General features: G+C 33.5%; 17 protein-coding genes. 8 read left to right on the top strand and 9 right to left on the bottom strand.

What is annotated here, in order from left to right; genetic code table 11:
- Positions 1-45 precede the first annotated feature (45 nt).
- The 6 genes from sat to B7R67_RS13175 are packed head-to-tail and all read left to right on the top strand — an operon-like array spanning position 46 to position 5293.
- Positions 46-1197 carry a sulfate adenylyltransferase gene (sat, locus tag B7R67_RS13200; protein WP_088071153.1) on the top strand — a complete coding sequence of 384 codons (1152 nt, stop codon included), beginning with the start codon at positions 46-48 and terminating at the stop codon, positions 1195-1197.
- Positions 1198-1207: 10 nt separating this feature from the next.
- Positions 1208-1819 (top strand): adenylyl-sulfate kinase, encoded by a 612-nt coding sequence (cysC, locus tag B7R67_RS13195; protein ID WP_088071151.1) that lies wholly within the window; start codon positions 1208-1210, stop codon positions 1817-1819.
- The gene (locus tag B7R67_RS13190) at positions 1816-3438 is read left to right on the top strand and encodes a nitrite/sulfite reductase (RefSeq protein WP_088071149.1); all 1623 of its coding nucleotides are present in this window, start codon (positions 1816-1818) and stop codon (positions 3436-3438) included. Before cysC ends, B7R67_RS13190 begins: the two co-directional genes overlap by 4 nt.
- Positions 3439-3454: 16 nt before the next feature.
- Positions 3455-3673: a DUF3906 family protein gene (locus B7R67_RS13185; RefSeq protein ID WP_088071147.1), complete on the top strand. Its 219-nt coding sequence runs from the start codon at positions 3455-3457 to the stop codon at positions 3671-3673.
- A gap of 16 nt (positions 3674-3689) precedes the next feature.
- Positions 3690-4475 (top strand): uroporphyrinogen-III C-methyltransferase, encoded by a 786-nt coding sequence (gene cobA / locus B7R67_RS13180; RefSeq protein ID WP_142289558.1) that lies wholly within the window; start codon positions 3690-3692, stop codon positions 4473-4475.
- Positions 4476-4510: 35 nt separating this feature from the next.
- On the top strand, positions 4511-5293 hold the full coding sequence (locus tag B7R67_RS13175) for a sirohydrochlorin chelatase (protein ID WP_088071144.1): 783 nt from the start codon (positions 4511-4513) through the stop codon (positions 5291-5293).
- A 20-nt stretch (positions 5294-5313) separates the two neighbouring features.
- Here the strand turns inward: B7R67_RS13175 and B7R67_RS13170 are convergent, their stop codons facing one another.
- The 7 genes from B7R67_RS13170 to gcvT all read right to left on the bottom strand — a co-directional run bounded on the left by B7R67_RS13170 (position 5314) and on the right by gcvT (position 13247).
- The gene (locus B7R67_RS13170) at positions 5314-6516 is read right to left on the bottom strand and encodes an aminotransferase (RefSeq protein WP_088071142.1); all 1203 of its coding nucleotides are present in this window, start codon (positions 6514-6516) and stop codon (positions 5314-5316) included.
- A complete protein-coding gene (locus B7R67_RS13165; protein ID WP_088071140.1) occupies positions 6513-7007 on the bottom strand; it encodes an Lrp/AsnC family transcriptional regulator in 495 nt (164 codons plus the stop codon). Before B7R67_RS13165 ends, B7R67_RS13170 begins: the two co-directional genes overlap by 4 nt.
- 77 nt (positions 7008-7084) lie before the next feature.
- Complete coding sequence (locus B7R67_RS13160; RefSeq protein ID WP_088071138.1) at positions 7085-8449, bottom strand: aspartate kinase; 1365 nt, start codon at positions 8447-8449, stop codon at positions 7085-7087.
- Between the two features lie 268 nt (positions 8450-8717).
- Positions 8718-9167: a DUF4275 family protein gene (locus tag B7R67_RS13155; protein WP_088071136.1), complete on the bottom strand. Its 450-nt coding sequence runs from the start codon at positions 9165-9167 to the stop codon at positions 8718-8720.
- Positions 9168-9302: 135 nt separating this feature from the next.
- Positions 9303-10760: an aminomethyl-transferring glycine dehydrogenase subunit GcvPB gene (gene gcvPB / locus B7R67_RS13150; RefSeq protein ID WP_088071135.1), complete on the bottom strand. Its 1458-nt coding sequence runs from the start codon at positions 10758-10760 to the stop codon at positions 9303-9305.
- Positions 10732-12117: an aminomethyl-transferring glycine dehydrogenase subunit GcvPA gene (gene gcvPA, locus B7R67_RS13145; protein ID WP_235822164.1), complete on the bottom strand. Its 1386-nt coding sequence runs from the start codon at positions 12115-12117 to the stop codon at positions 10732-10734. Before gcvPA ends, gcvPB begins: the two co-directional genes overlap by 29 nt.
- A gap of 26 nt (positions 12118-12143) precedes the next feature.
- Positions 12144-13247 carry a glycine cleavage system aminomethyltransferase GcvT gene (gene gcvT, locus B7R67_RS13140; RefSeq protein WP_088071133.1) on the bottom strand — a complete coding sequence of 368 codons (1104 nt, stop codon included), beginning with the start codon at positions 13245-13247 and terminating at the stop codon, positions 12144-12146.
- A 358-nt stretch (positions 13248-13605) separates the two neighbouring features.
- Here gcvT and B7R67_RS13135 point away from each other — a divergent pair, with 358 nt between their 5' ends.
- A complete protein-coding gene (locus B7R67_RS13135; RefSeq protein ID WP_088071132.1) occupies positions 13606-15291 on the top strand; it encodes a DEAD/DEAH box helicase in 1686 nt (561 codons plus the stop codon).
- Positions 15278-16084: a YqhG family protein gene (locus tag B7R67_RS13130; RefSeq protein WP_088071130.1), complete on the top strand. Its 807-nt coding sequence runs from the start codon at positions 15278-15280 to the stop codon at positions 16082-16084. The genes B7R67_RS13135 and B7R67_RS13130 overlap by 14 nt, the downstream gene beginning before the upstream one ends.
- A 104-nt stretch (positions 16085-16188) precedes the next feature.
- Here the strand turns inward: B7R67_RS13130 and B7R67_RS13125 are convergent, their stop codons facing one another.
- Entirely contained in the window at positions 16189-16398 is a 210-nt protein-coding gene (locus tag B7R67_RS13125; RefSeq protein ID WP_088071199.1) for a YqzE family protein, read from the bottom strand.
- A 20-nt stretch (positions 16399-16418) separates the two neighbouring features.
- The gene (locus B7R67_RS13120) at positions 16419-16943 is read right to left on the bottom strand and encodes a shikimate kinase (protein ID WP_158095103.1); all 525 of its coding nucleotides are present in this window, start codon (positions 16941-16943) and stop codon (positions 16419-16421) included.
- Between the last annotated feature and the right edge of the window lie 10 nt (positions 16944-16953).

Raw genomic sequence — 16953 nt, 5'->3', positions numbered from 1 at the left:
AATAATCAACCTACTAAAATAGGAAAATCTAAGGAGTGTTAAACAATGAGTTTACCCCCGCATGGTGGCGTCTTAGTTAATCGATTTAAACCTGAAGTTTCCATTCAAAACAATCTAAAAGAAATCCAATTAGATTTAATTAGTTTAAGTGATTTAGAATTAATCGGAAATGGTGCATATAGTCCTCTAACCGGATTTTTAGGTAAAGACGATTATGAACAAGTCGTTAGCAAAATGAGATTAAAAAATGGAACGGTTTGGAGTATTCCAATTACGCTTCCTGTTTCAGAGCAAATAGCTCGTCAGCTAAAACTAGGTGAAGAAGTAAAACTTACTTGGGAAAATGATGTCTATGCATTGTTAACAATCAAAGACATTTATACTCCTGATAAATTGATAGAAGCACAATCTGTTTATGGTACGACTGATTTAAATCATCCCGGAGTTGCCAAAATGTATTCTCGAGGTGACGTTTATATCGGCGGAGAAGTAACTGTAATCAAACAGATTAATCGTGCGCAATTTGCTGAATATTACTTAACCCCTATACAAACTAGAGAACAATTTGCTTCGTTAAATTGGAAAAAAATAGTTGGTTTTCAGACGCGAAATCCAGTACATCGAGCTCATGAATACATTCAAAAAAGTGCATTAGAAATCGTTGATGGCCTTTTCTTAAATCCTTTAGTTGGTGAGACTAAATCAGATGATATTCCGGCAGACGTAAGAATGAAAAGCTATAAAGTTTTACTTCAAAACTATTATCCTACCAATCGCGTATTTTTAGCTGTATTCCCTGCTGCTATGCGCTATGCAGGACCTAGAGAAGCAGTTTTCCATTCAATTGTTAGAAAAAATTATGGCTGTACTCATTTTATAGTTGGACGTGATCATGCAGGAGTAGGTAATTATTATGGAACTTACGATGCACAAAAAATCTTTAGTCAATTTTCACATGAAGAATTGGGTATTACTCTCCTTTTCTTTGAAAATAGTTTTTATTGCTCTAAATGTGAAAATATGGCATCAACTAAGACATGTCCTCATAGTAGCGAAAACCATATTACTTTATCTGGTACAAAGGTCCGTGAAATGCTGAAAAACGGTGAAATTCCTCCTTCCGCTTTTAGCCGGAAAGAAGTCGTGGAAATATTAATTGAAGGCATGAGAGAGCCTCAATCGAGTTCAGTAGAATAGGAGAAATTTAATGTCTAAAAACATTGTTTGGCATCATTCAAGTATATCAAAACAAGATCGTCGCCTTAAAAACAACCACCATAGCTGTATATTATGGTTTACCGGCCTCTCTGCTGCCGGTAAATCAACAATTGCTAATGAGATTTCAAAAGCATTATTCCAGCTTAATATTCAGCAGTATGTATTAGACGGGGATAATATTCGTCATGGTTTGAACAAAGACTTAGGTTTTTCAGACTATGATCGAACTGAAAATATTCGCCGAATTGGTGAAGTAGCAAAATTATTTGTAGATAACGGGCAAATCGTATTAACGGCCTTTATCTCCCCTTTTATAGCTGATCGTAATCTAGTTCGTACTTTAGTTGAAAGCGATGAATTTATCGAAATTTATGTTGAATGTTCGGTTGAAACTTGCGAAAACAGAGATCCAAAGGGTTTGTATAAAAAGGCAAAGAATGGTGAAATCAAAAACTTCACTGGTATAAGCTCCCCATATGAAGCTCCATTAAATCCTGAACTAACTTTAAACACAGATAAGCTTTCGATTCAAGAATGTGTTGAAACTGTACTTCAATTTTTAAAAAGCAAAAATTATATTGGGTTAGGTGATGTTCGATGACAGTTGAAAAAATTTGGAAAGACAACCCTAAATTAAATGAAACCGAAAAAAAGAAACTTGTTAAAGACGGTCTAAAAATTTATGATGACATCCCCTACTACGCTAAAAATGGGTTTGAATCTATTCCTAAGGAACAGTGGGATTTATTTAAATGGGCTGGTTGTTATTTACAGAAGCCAAAAGAAGCTGGCTATTTTATGATGCGTGTGAATGTTCCATCTGGGATTTTAACATACGATCAGCTTGTAACCTTAGCTGAAATCGCTCGCGATTATGGTCGTGATGTTTACGATATTACAACTCGTCAAGCGATCCAATTTCATTGGCTAACAATTGAACAAATACCAGATATTTTTAAACGATTAGAAAAAGTTGGTCTCTCAAGTGCAGGAGCTTGCGGTGATATCACACGTAATATCGTCGGAAATCCATTAGCTGGGATCGATCCAAATGAATTATTTGACACAACTCCTATTGTAAAAGAAGTCTACGAGTTTTTTCAGTTTAATGAAGAATTCTCTAATCTACCTAGAAAATACAAAATGTCGATTAGTACAAATAAAAATAATGCATCTAATGCAGAAATTAATTGTATATCTTTTGTTCCTGCCCTTAAAGAAATTGATGGGAAGGAAACTGCAGGCTTCCATTTAAAAGTAGGTGGTGGACTCTCTTCTGCTCCTCATTTAGCTCAAACGCTAGATGTATTTGTTTTACCACATCAAGTTAAAGAAGTGGCAATTGCTGTTACAACCATTTTTAGAGACTTTGGATATCGTGAAAAACGCCATCACTCTAGACTAAAGTTCTTAGTTGCTGATTGGGGTGTAGAAAAATTCAAAGAAGTATTACAAAAATATACAGGTGAATTATTACCGAAAGGAACTGGCTTTGAAGAAAATTGGAACGCTGGCTATTTTTACGGTGTACATCCACAAAAACAAAAAGGCTTAAATTACGTTGGTTTAAGTATCCCTGTTGGAAGATTACATTCTAAGGATGTTTTTGAGTTAGCAAGAATTGTAAAACGATACGGTAATGGTGAAATTCGAAATTGTAATTCACAGAATTTAATTCTTCCAAATATACCAACAGCTAATCTAGATGCTTTATTGAAAGAGCCATTATTAGACAAATTCACGCCAGTACCACCTAAGTTTATTGGTTATTCCGTTGCTTGTACTGGAAATGAATATTGTAATCTAGCTTTAGTAGAGACAAAAGCTCGAATGAAAGAAACTGCATCTTATTTGGATGAAAAACTATCACTTGATGTGCCAGTCCGAATTCATATGGTTGGCTGCCCTAACTCTTGTGGACAAAGAGCAATCGCAGATATCGGTCTACAAGGAATAAAAGCTCGTAATGAGAAAAAAGAATTAGTGGAAGCATTTGAAATTTATGTAGGCGGAACGTTAGCAAATGGTGGTAAATTAAACGAAAAATTAAAAGGTAAAGTGGAGTCCCCTTCTCTACATCTTGTATTAGAAAAATTCTTACAGCACTTCCAAGAAAAGAAATTACCATCTGAACCTTACTTGGAATATGTATCTAGAGTTGGGATTGAGGAATTACAAAATCATTTAAATAAAATTCTTGAAACCGTTAAAGCATCTTAACGAAAGTCGGTGACCTATGTTTTTATATCGATTCGAAGCTTCAATTGAAGATCGTACAATCCCAATTGTAATTTTAGCGAATGACGATGATAAAGCTTTTAAGCTTGTGGACTCAGAGCTAGAAAAATTTTATGTAAAAAAACCGGACGTCAAAGATTTACTGTTGTATGAAAAAAAGAAAGTGACCCAAAGCGGTGGTTATGTATTAGACATTGAGGTTTTAAGTAAACGATGATGATGAGGTGTATGGGATGATTGGAAAAGTTTATTTAGTCGGTGCTGGACCAGGTGATGCTGATCTAATTACTGTAAAAGGACTCAAGTGCATTCAAAAAGCTGATGTCATTTTGTATGACCGATTAGTCAATAAAGAACTTCTAGCGTATGCAAAAGAATCAGTCGAATTAATCTACGCAGGTAAACTACCAAACTACCATGCATTGAAACAAGAAACAATTAATGCATTTTTAGTAAAATACGCGAAAAAAGGAAAAACAGTTGTTCGATTAAAGGGAGGCGATCCCTTTATATTTGGCCGTGGTGGTGAAGAAGCATCTTATTTAGTAGAACGTGGCGTTCCCTTTGAAATAGTTCCAGGTATTACTTCTGGTATAGCTGCCCCTGCCTATGCAGGGATCCCTGTTACGCATCGAGATTACAGTAGCTCATTTGCTTTTGTAACAGGTCACTGCAAAGAAGAAGACACAGTTAAATGGGCTGCATTATCAAAAGGCATTGATACACTAGCAATTTATATGGGGGTAAATAACTTACCCTATATTCGTCATCAATTGATTTCAAATGGTAAGCATCAGGATACACCAATCGCACTAATCCACTATGGTACAACAGAGCAACAGAAAACGGTCATTTGTACATTAAAAGACGTATTATCAGTGGTTGAAAAAGAGGAAATAACGAATCCTAGTATGATCATTGTAGGTGAAGTTGTTAATTTACATCATCAATTACAATGGTTTGAAACAAAATACAATTCATTATCTGAAAATAAAAATTTTAACTACTCAAGTATTTAATTACTGATTCAAATAATGAAATGAGGTGTTAGTGAATGGACGCAATCTTATATGTTTGCCATGGAAGCAGAATAAAGTCCGCCGTCCAATCGGCCATTCACTTTGTCAAAAAAGTACAAAAACAAATTGATTGCCCAATCCAAGAAATCAGTTTTATAGAATTAGCAAAGCCAACAATTTCACAAGGATTAACAAACTGTTTAAACAAAGGAGCAAAATCAGTAACAGTGTTACCGGTTTTACTCCTTTCTGCCAATCATGCAAAAGTTGATATTCCAGATGAAATTAAGGCATTTCAACTTACTAATCCAAGTTTAAAAATTAATTTAGCTAATCCAATCGGAGTACATGAAAACATGATTGAGTTAGTCAGAAAACGAATGAAAGAAAAAGTAAACGACTTAACAAAACCAGCTAAAATCGTGTTAGTCGGTCGAGGAAGTAGTGATCCTCTGACCCGAAATGATTTTAATTCAATTGTTAGATTACTAGAACAAAATTTAAATCAAACGATACTACCTGCTTTTATGGCAGTCTCAAAACCGTCCATTCATGAAATATGGGATTCTCTACTATCAAACAACAATGACCAAGTCATAATTGTACCTTACTTATTTTTTTCTGGAACTCTTATGAATGAAATAAAGAATAAACTAGAAAATCTCCCTCCAACTATTCAAAACATATGGATACTATGTGACACTTTAGGTTATGATGATTTAATTACTTCGATCTTTCAAGAAAGAATTTTTGAAGCAAATGCAAATTCTTTTTTTTTACAAAGTCATATAAAAAGCTCTTGTTCCCGTAAAGGATAACAAGAGCTTTTTTTAATGTTTTATTTACTAACCATTTTTGTTAAATTTACAGGTTCAAATGATGGCAGCGTTTGTAAAAAACGATTAATTCGTTTTGTAGCTTCAATCAATTGATTAAGTGAGGTTGCGTATGAACAACGAATAAATCCTTCACCACATTCACCAAAAACATTTCCCGGGACAACTGCAACTCGTTCTTTTAATAATAATTGCTCTGCGAACTCCTCTGAAGTTAAGCCCGTATTTTGAATGGATGGAAATACATAAAATGCTCCACCAGGAAGATGACATGATAGACCAATTTCCTGCAGTGATTGAACAAGGAAATTACGTCGTTGCATATAACTTCTTCTCATTTCTTCTACATCATGCTCTCCATTTCGTAATGCTTCAACGGCTGCATGCTGTGACATTGTAGGTGCACACATAATTGCATACTGATGTACTTTTAACATGTGTGAAATGATGTCCGAAGGTGCTGCAACAATCCCTAATCGCCAACCTGTCATTGCAAATGTTTTAGAAAATCCAGAAATTAAAATAGTATGTTCTCTCATTCCCTCGATGTTAGCAAAGCTAGTATATTCGCCATCATAAACAAGTTCTGCATAAATTTCATCTGAAATAACGATTAGATTATGTTTTTTTACAAATACTGCTAAATCCTCAAGTAATTCTTTTTCAAGTAAAGTACCAGTTGGATTGTTAGGATTACAAAGTAAAATTGCTTTCGTTTTCGGTGTAACTTTCTTTTTTAGTGCTTGAAGATTAATTTTAAATTCCTCTTCTCCAGTTGTTGCTAAATGTACAGGTACACCACCTGCTAATGATACTAATGGGGCATAAGACACAAAGCAAGGATCAATGACAATTACTTCATCTCCTGGGTTTAAAATCGTTCTTAAAGCAATATCAATCCCCTGACTTGCCCCCACTGTAATAATTAATTCATTTTCTGGATTATAATGAACATCAAATTTCTTAGCCAAATAACGACTAACTTCTTCTCGTAATTCAAGTAATCCAGCGTTTGAAGTATAAGCTGTATGACCAGTTTCTAAAGAATAAATGCTAGCCTCTCTAACATTCCAAGGCGTGACAAAGTCAGGTTCACCTACTCCAAGTGAAATAACATTGTCCATGCTAGCTGCTAAATCAAAAAATTTTCGAATGCCTGATGGCTGTAATGAAGTTACTGTGTTTGAAAGATTAAATTTACTCATGGCGTGATCACCATACGCTTATCATTTTGTTTTTGACCGTATACAATACTGTCATGTTTATATCGTTTTAAAATAAAGTGTGTAGTTGTTGATAAAATGGATTCTAAAGTTGAAAGTTTTTGAGATACAAATGATGCAATAGACGTCATTGTCTTCCCTTCAACTACAACTGATAAATCATATGTTCCAGACATTAAATAAACTGATTTAACCTCTGGGTATAAATAGATTTTTTCAGCAATTTCGTCAAAACCTACTCCACGTTTCGGTGCAACTTTCACATCAATCATTGCTGTAATACTTTCTTGAACTGGAACTTTCCCCCAGTCAATCAGTGTAATATATTGAAGAATAACTCGATCGTTTTCAAATTTTGTTAAAATTTCAACAACCTCTTCTTCTGTAGCTCCAATCATTTTTGCTAATACATCATTACTTAAGCGACCATTTTGTTCAATACACTGAAGTAATTGAATCTCTTTCTCTGTCATATCCATTTGCTCCTTATGTATTCCAAAATTTTGGAATTACCTTAGATGTTTATTCTCTTCATCTATATTTTACTATTTTAGTTAGATGACACTTTTGCGAAGAATTCTTCATAAATTACTTGAACTGCTTTTTTCTCATCACATGTTTTTACCCCAAACATCATACTTACTTCTGATGAACCTTGGTTTATCATTTCAATATTAATATTGGCAATTGCTAATGCTTTACTAGCTCTTGCAGTTGTACCAACATTGTGACGCATTCCCTCACCTACTAACATAATCAAAGCAAGGTCCCTTTCAACAACTACGTGATCAGGATTCAATTCATGATGAATTCGTTTAATAATTTGAGATTCGATCTCTTCTGGAAACTGATTTTGACGGATAATGATTGAAATATCATCAATTCCACTTGGTTGATGCTCATATGAAATTTGAAAATCTTCCAATATTTGTAACACTTTTCGTCCAAATCCAATTTCTCTATTCATTAAATATTTGCTTATATAAATACTACAAAATCCATTATCACTCGCAATACCGATTAAAGGCCCATTTGATAATGTTCGTTCCTTAACAATTCGTGTACCTGGAGTTAAAGGATTGTTCGTATTTTTAATATTGACAGGTATACCCGCTTGGAAGGCAGGAATCAATGCTTCATCATGAAATACATTAAATCCAGCGTATGATAACTCTCTCATTTCTCGATAAGTTAATTCCTTAATCTCCTTTGGATTCTTTACAATTGTAGGATTTACAGAATAGACAGCGTCAACATCAGTGAAATTTTCATATAATTTAGCTTTTACACCGTTTGCTACAACTGAACCAGTAATATCTGATCCACTGCGCGAGAATGTTACAATTTCTCCGTCTTCTGAATATCCAAAAAATCCTGGAAAGATCAGTATTCCCTTTCTTTCTCTCAAATGAAATAGATTTTCATAGCTTTTTGATAAAACTTGAGCTTGCCCTGGTTCATTTGAAACATATAATCCTGCTTCTTTTGGATTAATATAATATGCCTCTATATCTTTTAACTGAAAATAGCTCGCTACTAATCTAGCACAATTATCTTCTCCACATGCCATCACAGCATCCATAAATTTAGCAGGATGCTCTTTATTACCACTTAATGCAAGTTCAATATTAAGAGAGATTTCATTCATAATGATTGAAGATACCCCTAGGCCAATCGCAATTTCAGAATACCTTTCTATAATAAGATTGAATTCTTTTAAATAACTTTTCCCCTGCAAAGCATGTTTGCCACAAGCGATTAGTAGATCGGTAACTTTAATATCATCTGGAAATCTTTTGCCTGGTGCAGACACAACGATAATTTTTCGTTCAGCATCTGATGTAACAATCTGAAATACTTTTTCAATTTGTTCCGAAGTGGCTAATGAAGATCCACCAAATTTTGCGATTTTCATTTTTAATTACCCCTAATTATGTTAATTTTCAGTTAAATATTGTACAATTATCCTCCTATTAAGAAAAAAAATCAACACTATTTTTAAAGATTTTTAGAAATAATTAGTATCTTAGAAAAAGATTAAAAGTATGATCTGTGTATTTATGCAAAGTTCTTACTTCTATTTTAAATCGTTACAACTACAGGCGTAATTATGCGAACGGGAACATTATTCAAATAATAAATAATGAATAAAAATACAGAAAAATAGCAAGTACCTTTATTCTTCAATTAACTGATAAGACTTTATTAATTTGTCTCACTTTTATAACCTCTGGATAAAAATATGGACCACAGTCAGTTTCATGAGTCATCATAAATGTCCAATTACACTCCCAGTCCATAACATAAATGTCACCATAATACATGTGAATTTGATGATACGGTAAATCTTTAATCGTGATTGCATTTGCATTTTCAAAAAGATAAGCTTCATTAATGAACTGATAAAAAATTGTAAATTTAGACTTTGATTGATTAAGGAATGCTGTTATGGCCTCTTCTTTCCTAAGACATTTAACCTTTTCATAACTACATAAATGCCATAGGAAATGATCCATCCCTATCATTTTTTGTTCTTCGAATGAAAGATGATTTGCAAAGCTTTCACGCCATTTCTCACGTAAGTAGTTACCCCACTTCAGTATTTCAGTTGTCTTTAATTTTTTATTTTTCATTAATGAATCCCCTTAAATCTTATACTTCTAAGACTCCCGATACCGGATACTATCAACAGTTAAGTTAACAAAGGCCAGAAATAGAATAGTTGAATCGAAATCTAAAAAAGTTCCCTTTAAAAGGGAACTTTTTTATTATGCTTTAGTATAACGTAATACTGGTTTACGTGCTGCCAAAGTTTCGTCAAGACGACTTACAACAGTTGTATGTGGAGCCTCTTGTACGATTTCTGGGTTTTCCTCAGCTTCTTTCGCAATTGCAATCATTGTATCGATGAATGAATCTAATGTTTCTTTCGATTCAGTTTCAGTTGGTTCGATCATGATACATTCTTCCACGTTTAATGGGAAGTAAATTGTTGGTGGATGGTAACCAAAGTCTAAAAGACGTTTTGCGATATCTAAAGTACGCACACCCAATTTCTTTTGACGTTTTCCACTTAAAACGAACTCATGCTTACAATGACGATCAAATGGTAAGTCAAAATGAGGCTCTAATCTGCGCATCATATAGTTCGCATTTAATACTGCATCTTCAGTTACTTGTTTTAATCCTTCAGGACCCATTGAACGAATGTACGTATATGCACGAACATTAATTCCAAAGTTTCCAAAGTAAGGTTTAACACGTCCAATTGTTTCTGGACGATCAGAATTTAATACGTATTCTTCTCCAACTTTTTCAACGATAGGTGCTGGTAAATAAGGAATTAAATCAGCTTTAACTCCAACAGGACCTGAACCTGGACCTCCGCCACCGTGTGGACCAGTAAACGTTTTATGAAGATTTAAATGTACTACGTCAAATCCCATATCGCCAGGACGCGCTTTACTTAACACGGCATTTAAGTTAGCTCCATCATAGTAAACTTTTCCTCCAGCTGCGTGGATAATCTCAGAAATTTCATAAATGTCTTCTTCAAAAAGACCTAGAGTATTTGGATTTGTTAACATTAATGCTGCAACATTTCCATCAACTACACGGCGTAAATCATCAAGGTCAACTAAACCTTTTTCATTTGATTTAACAGTGATTGTTTCAAAGCCTGCTACAGTTGCAGATGCTGGATTTGTACCATGAGCTGAGTCAGGTACGATTACTTTTGTACGGTTAAAATCGCCACGACTTTCATGGTATGCACGGATAATCATTAATCCTGTCCACTCTCCATGAGCACCAGCAGCTGGTTGTAATGTTACTTCATCCATACCAGTAATTTCTTTTAATTCTTGTTGAAGCTCATGCATTAATTCTAATGCACCTTGTACTGTATATTCATCTTGAAGTGGATGAATATGAGCAAAACCTGCGAAACGTGCCACAGCTTCATTGATTTTTGGATTATATTTCATCGTACAAGATCCAAGTGGATAGAACCCTGAATCAACACCATGGTTACGTTTAGATAAAGCTGTGTAGTGACGCATTAAATCTAATTCAGAAACCTCAGGTAAATTCGCTTTTTCTTTACGAACATACGCACTTGGAATAACTTCATTAATATCGATTTCTTCTACATCCATTGTAGGAAGACTATATGCAATACGACCTTCTTTACTTAACTCAAAAACTAACGGTTGATCCTTCAGCATGTTGAATCCCCTTTCCGTCTACTAATAGTGCTAACTCTTCTACAAATGTATCAATATGTTGTTTAGAACGTAATTCTGTTACTGCGATTAACATATGATTTTCCATAGCAGGTTCAACTTTTGCTAAGTCATAACCACCGATAATTTTCTTAGTAAATAATTGTTTATTGATTTCAGAAACATTTTGCTTAACATCAATTACAAGTTCGTTAAATGCAGCACCTTTGTAAACCACTGAGATGCCGTTTTCTTCTAACTTTTTCTTCATATATTGAGTGCGAGTGATGTTTTGCATTGCCATTTCTACAGCACCATTTTTACCAAGAGCAGTCATAGCAACAGAAGCCGCCAATGCATTTAGCGCTTGGTTAGAACAAATATTTGAAGTAGCTTTATCTCGACGGATATGTTGTTCACGAGCTTGAAGCGTTAATACAAATCCGCGACGACCTTCTCCATCAACTGTTTGTCCAACTAAACGACCTGGCATTTTACGCATTAATTTTGTTGTTGTTGCAAAGTATCCACAGTGAGGTCCACCAAATTGAGTTGGAATACCAAATGTTTGAGCATCACCTGCTACGATATCCGCACCAAACTCACCTGGAGGTGTAATAGCTGCTAACGCTAATGGATTACTAGAAACAACAAACAGACTTTTGCCAGTATGTGCAATTGGTTCGATTTCAGCTAATTCTTCAACTTGACCATAGAAGTTAGGATATTGAACAACAACACATGCTACATTATCGTTCATTTCATTTTTTAATTCTTCAAGATCAGTTCTTCCATCTTTTAGCCCAATTTCAACAACTTCTAAATGTTGACCTTTTGCATAAGATAAGATAACTTCACGTGATTGTGGATGAACACCTTTTGAAACTAAAATACGTTTTTTACCATTGTGACCTGCTGCTAAAGTAGTTGCTTCCGCTAAAGAAGTACCACCGTCATACATTGATGAGTTTGCAACATCCATACCTGTTAATTCACAAATCATTGTTTGGAATTCAAAGATTGCTTGAAGCTCCCCTTGAGAAATTTCAGGCTGATATGGAGTATAAGCTGTATAGAACTCTGAACGTGAAATTACGTGATCTACAACTGTTGGTAAATAATGATCATATACACCAGCACCTAAGAAAGATACATATTCTCTTAAGTTTGCATTTTTATTCGCTAATTCGCTTAACTCTTGAATCAAATCAGATTCAGATTTTGCTTTTTTAATGTTTAATAAGCCATTAAAACGAACTTTTTCAGGAATATCACTAAATAATTCATCTACTGATGAAACGCCTACAACTTTTAACATCTCTTGACGATCTTGCTCTGTCATTGGTAAATAACGATGCATTAAGGTAATCCCCTTTCTCCCCCTAGTTACTTCTTCTCTCTTTTATAAAATGGTTTTGAAACTACAACTGCTTTTAATTTTTTATTTCGAATTTCGACTTCAAGTTCAGTACCTAAAGCAGAAAATTCAGATTTAATTAATGCAAGTCCAATATTTTTCTTTAATGTTGGAGATTGCGTACCACTTGTTACTTCACCAATTACTTCCCCATTTAAATGTATAGGGTAGTGAGTTCTAGGAATCCCTTTATCAATCATTTCAATTCCAACAAGTTTACGAGGAACACCTTGTTCTTTTTGATTTTTCAGAACTTCTTTACCGAAGAAATCTTCTTCTTTATTTAATTTCACAGCAAATCCGATTCCAGCTTCTAAAGGAGTAATGTCTTTCGTTAGTTCTTGTCCATATAATGCTAGAGCCCCTTCGAAACGAAGTGTATCACGTGCACCTAATCCACAAGGTTTTAAACCATCTTCTTTACCTGCTTCTAAAAGTAAAGTCCAAAGCTTAGACGCATCTTCAGCAGCTAAGTATAGCTCATATCCATCTTCAGCAGTGTAACCAGTGCGTGAAACTAATACATTTAGATCACCAATTAATACATTATCTTTGAAAGTAAAATATTTTATATCTGTAACGTTTGTCTCCGTAAGACGTTGTAAAATTGCAGGAGATTTTGGCCCTTGTAGAGCTAATTGTGCAATTTCATTACTTTTATTAACTACTTTTACATCACCTTCAACATGTGAAAGTAACCATTCGAAATCTTTTTCAATGTTAGACGCATTTACAACTAATAAATAATGTTCATCATTAAATTTATAAACTAGTAAATCGTCAACTGTACCTGCATTTTCATAGCACATTGCGGTATATAATGCGCCTTCTTCATTCAATTTTGAAATATCATTTGTCATCATTTTTTGTAAATATTTAAGACTATCTTTACCAGTTACTTCAATCTCTCCCATGTGAGAAACATCAAATAAACCAGCTGCTGTACGAACAGCTTCGTGTTCTTCTTTAATGCTCGAAAATTGCACTGGTAGCTCCCAGCCACCAAAATCAATTGTTTTACCACCTAACACTTTGTATTCTTCAAACAAAGGTGTACGTAATAAAGTCGTCATGTAGCCATCTCCCCCTTATCTACATCCTAGCATGATGGAAAACTAAATTATTAGTTCGTCCAGCTAACCATTAAATAATTTACATAATTTATCTTTTTTCGGAAAAACTAGTAGAAAACAAGAAAATATTATCAGACTATATTAGTTAACTGTTTTTTCTAAACAATAAAACTCTTTTGTTTTGTAAAAGAATAATAAATTTTTACTTTTTTTCTACACTATTATCCTAACATTAAACGACAGTTTTCATCAATATAGAAGTGAAATTTTATAAAAAGAAAATAACGAACATTAATCAGATTATACTACAATAACGTTCATGATTATCTAAGATTAAATAGAAATAGGTGAGAATCACATGTCAATTGAGATTAAATTCCATACAGAATGGCAGGAAGAGTTCTTAGAGAAGCTAGAGAATGATGGACCATGGTCAAATTGGGAGAATTATAAACTTGCCTATCATACTTCTACAAAATTAGCAGTTCCTTCATTTACGGGTATGATTGCTCCATCTCATTTACCGAACTTAACACCTTTACCTCATCAATTGGAAGTTGCTACGACCGTAATTGAAAAAATGAATGGAAAGGCAATTCTTGCAGATGAAGTAGGATTAGGAAAAACAGTGGAAGCAGGTTTAATTTTAAAAGAATACATGATTCGTGGATTAGTTAATAAAGTATTAATCCTCGTTCCAGCCTCCCTTGTATCACAATGGACTTATGAGTTAAATACAAAATTCCATATCCCTGCTATTGCGCAGCAAAAAAAGAATTATGTATGGGATAGCTGTGATGTTGTTGTGTCCTCAATTGATACAGCAAAAAGAGCACCACATCGTGAAAAAATATTAGATATTAATTATGATTTAGTTATCATTGATGAAGCTCATAAACTTAAAAATAATAAAACAAAAAACTATGAGTTTGTACAATATCTAAAAAAGAAATATTGTTTATTGTTAACAGCAACGCCTGTTCAAAACAAGATTGAAGAAATTTTTCATTTAGTTTCACTTTTAAAACCTGGACATCTTGGCAATAAATCCAATTTTGAAGAATATTTTTCAGCTAAAAATCGTTCATTAGAGCACGAGGACTTATTAAGAGAATTAATTGGAAAAGTAATGGTACGTAACCGAAGACAAGATACCGGTATCGAATGGACAAAGCGAAAAGTAGAAACAGTATTAATAAATTTCAATGAAGAAGAACAAAAACTTTATAATTTAATAGATGAATGGCAGAAGTCACAGTACACAGGTGTAACATCTGCATTCTCGTTTCTCACATTTAAACGTGAAGCATGTAGTAGTCGAGAAGCTGTTTATGTATCAATGAAGAAAATGCTTCAAAAATTTGAAAAAGAAAATATTAATATTACAGATCCATACATTGATAAGGTTTTCCATCAAATTAATCAAATCACGTCCAACTCTAAAGCTAATAAAGTAGTTGAACTAATAAAAAAGATTAATGATAAAGTCATTATCTTTACTGAATATCGTGCAACGCAGCTTTATTTGCAGTGGTTCTTAAAACAAAATGGTATTACTTCCGTACCATTTCGAGGCGGTTTTAAACGTGGTAAAAAAGATTGGATGAAGGAGTTATTTAAAAACAGAGTCCAAGTACTTATTGCAACCGAGGCTGGTGGTGAAGGGATTAACTTACAATTTTGTTCAAATATGATAAATTATGATCTCCCATGGAATCCAATGAGACTAGAACAAAGAATTGGTCGTATTCATCGACTTGGACAAACAGAGGATGTATGTATTTATAATTTTGCTACTGTTGGCTCAATAGAGGAGCATATTCTACGACTCCTTTATGAGAAAATTAATTTATTTGAACGTGTAATTGGTGAACTCGATGATATCCTTACTCGCATTCCTTATAAAGATTTCGAAGCTCATATGAACGAAATCTTTATTAACTCAAAAACGGAAGGCGAAATGAAAATTAAAATGGAGAATTTAACATCAATTATTCAATTACAGCAACATAAACAAGAAGGTGATCGTTATGCAGCAACGTGAAATTCATGATTATATTGAATATTTTTTTCATAATAATGATTGTGAAATCGTAACAAAAACACCAACCTATTTAGAAATTCAACTTACGATTGAAATGGATAAAAAATTAATGAATCGCCCTTTCTATTGGCATTACTTAGAAAAAACAGGCGGTATCCCTAATCCAATGAAGTTAACGATTATTACAGATAATGATAATGCACCGGATGATATAAAAGGTGAACAAATTCATTTTGGTTCACCTCGACTTCATCAAATCTTTTCAATTGTAAATGAGCTTGGTCAATCAATCAGACTTTATGAAGAAACAAAAGCCCCTATTGGACAACAAATTGCTTTACACCCTTGGTTAGCAGTAAATTACCAAGTTTCATTTACTTGTGATCATAAAAAAGATTATATTTATTCTTTTGGAATTCATTTGATTTCTGGAAGGATTATAGAAGATTTCCATACCAAACTTGAAAAGATTCAATTCAACTCAAAAATCCCTGATTTTTGTTATTCAATGTCACCTATTATTAAACCGGTAAGTGGTTTAAATAGAATGGAACAATTACTTCGAGGTAAAATTCAAGAAGAAGATGAAACTTGGGCTGAAGAGGCAAAAAAAAGATGGCAACATGATTTAGACTTACTAAATCAATTTTACGAAGATGATGAAGAAAAACCTGAAAACTATCATGTTGAATACAATGCACTAAAAGAACTTTATGAGCCAATCATTCACGTAGATTGTATTAATGGTGGACTTTTCTATCTCTCACCGAACACAATGAGTAAATTAGGATAATAAAACTAGATCATTTGGTATACAATCACACCCCAGAATGTAATCTCATATTAATGTATAAAATATAAGACTGATTTCAGAAGCTTTGAAATCAGTCTTATTATTTACATACTTTTCTTATCTTTTTCTTTTTTATTTTGAATTTTTTTCATGTACAATGCAAAGCTTAATGGTAGCATACCAAACATATTAGTAGTAAATGGTTTTTTCATTTCTTCTTTTTCATGTTTTATTAAATCACGTTCTTCTTTTGGTTGGTCGATGTAATTCATGAACTGCTCGGTCATATATTTCACATAATCATTTGTTTTCAAAAAAATCACCTTACTTTCTTCTACATACCTCTACTATCTCCTCCTTTTGAATAATTTAAACAGTTAATGATTTCCTCTGACACTTCAATTGGCGTTAAACCATTTGTTGAAATATGAAAATTTGCCTTCTTATAAAGGGATTCTCTACTTAAAAATAATTCAGTTAATTCTTTTAATGAACGGTTTACAGCATTAGGGCGATTAGAATCTGAATGAATTCTTTCGAATAAAATTTCAATAGGTGATTCAAGATAGAACATCATTCCAGTTTCTTTCATTAAACGAATGTTTTCATCTCGAATTATAATTCCACCACCTGTTGAAATGACTGCCCCTTTAGAAGACATCGATTTCAATGTTTCTGTTTCAATATCTCGAAAGCCACTTTCCCCAAACTTCTCAAATAAACTTGGGATTTGGTCACCTGTTTGAATGACTATTTCTTCATCTAGGTCGATAAATTTTCTATTTAATCTTTTTGCCAACTCTTTTCCAACTGTCGTTTTCCCGCACCCCATAAACCCAACTAAATAAATTGATTGCATTTTATCCTCC

It is taken from the genome of Gottfriedia luciferensis, from assembly GCF_002156865.1.
Lineage (GTDB): Bacteria > Bacillota > Bacilli > Bacillales > Bacillaceae_G > Gottfriedia > Gottfriedia luciferensis.
The sequence above is the reverse complement of the archived record's forward strand: the minus strand, read 5'-3'. Positions and strand labels throughout refer to the sequence as shown.

Excerpts from the sequence above, each read along its gene's own strand:
- sat (WP_088071153.1), top strand. The coding sequence starts at position 46 with ATGAGTTTACCCCCGCATGGTGGCGTCTTAGTTAATCGATTTAAACCT.
- cysC (WP_088071151.1), top strand. The coding sequence starts at position 1,208 with ATGTCTAAAAACATTGTTTGGCATCATTCAAGTATATCAAAACAAGAT.
- B7R67_RS13190 (WP_088071149.1), top strand. The coding sequence starts at position 1,816 with ATGACAGTTGAAAAAATTTGGAAAGACAACCCTAAATTAAATGAAACC.
- B7R67_RS13185 (WP_088071147.1), top strand. The coding sequence starts at position 3,455 with ATGTTTTTATATCGATTCGAAGCTTCAATTGAAGATCGTACAATCCCA.
- cobA (WP_142289558.1), top strand. The coding sequence starts at position 3,690 with ATGATTGGAAAAGTTTATTTAGTCGGTGCTGGACCAGGTGATGCTGAT.
- B7R67_RS13175 (WP_088071144.1), top strand. The coding sequence starts at position 4,511 with ATGGACGCAATCTTATATGTTTGCCATGGAAGCAGAATAAAGTCCGCC.
- B7R67_RS13170 (WP_088071142.1), bottom strand. The coding sequence starts at position 6,516 with ATGAGTAAATTTAATCTTTCAAACACAGTAACTTCATTACAGCCATCA.
- B7R67_RS13165 (WP_088071140.1), bottom strand. The coding sequence starts at position 7,007 with ATGACAGAGAAAGAGATTCAATTACTTCAGTGTATTGAACAAAATGGT.
- B7R67_RS13160 (WP_088071138.1), bottom strand. The coding sequence starts at position 8,449 with ATGAAAATCGCAAAATTTGGTGGATCTTCATTAGCCACTTCGGAACAA.
- B7R67_RS13155 (WP_088071136.1), bottom strand. The coding sequence starts at position 9,167 with ATGAAAAATAAAAAATTAAAGACAACTGAAATACTGAAGTGGGGTAAC.
- gcvPB (WP_088071135.1), bottom strand. The coding sequence starts at position 10,760 with ATGCTGAAGGATCAACCGTTAGTTTTTGAGTTAAGTAAAGAAGGTCGT.
- gcvPA (WP_235822164.1), bottom strand. The coding sequence starts at position 12,117 with ATGCATCGTTATTTACCAATGACAGAGCAAGATCGTCAAGAGATGTTA.
- gcvT (WP_088071133.1), bottom strand. The coding sequence starts at position 13,247 with ATGACGACTTTATTACGTACACCTTTGTTTGAAGAATACAAAGTGTTA.
- B7R67_RS13135 (WP_088071132.1), top strand. The coding sequence starts at position 13,606 with ATGTCAATTGAGATTAAATTCCATACAGAATGGCAGGAAGAGTTCTTA.
- B7R67_RS13130 (WP_088071130.1), top strand. The coding sequence starts at position 15,278 with ATGCAGCAACGTGAAATTCATGATTATATTGAATATTTTTTTCATAAT.
- B7R67_RS13120 (WP_158095103.1), bottom strand. The coding sequence starts at position 16,943 with ATGCAATCAATTTATTTAGTTGGGTTTATGGGGTGCGGGAAAACGACA.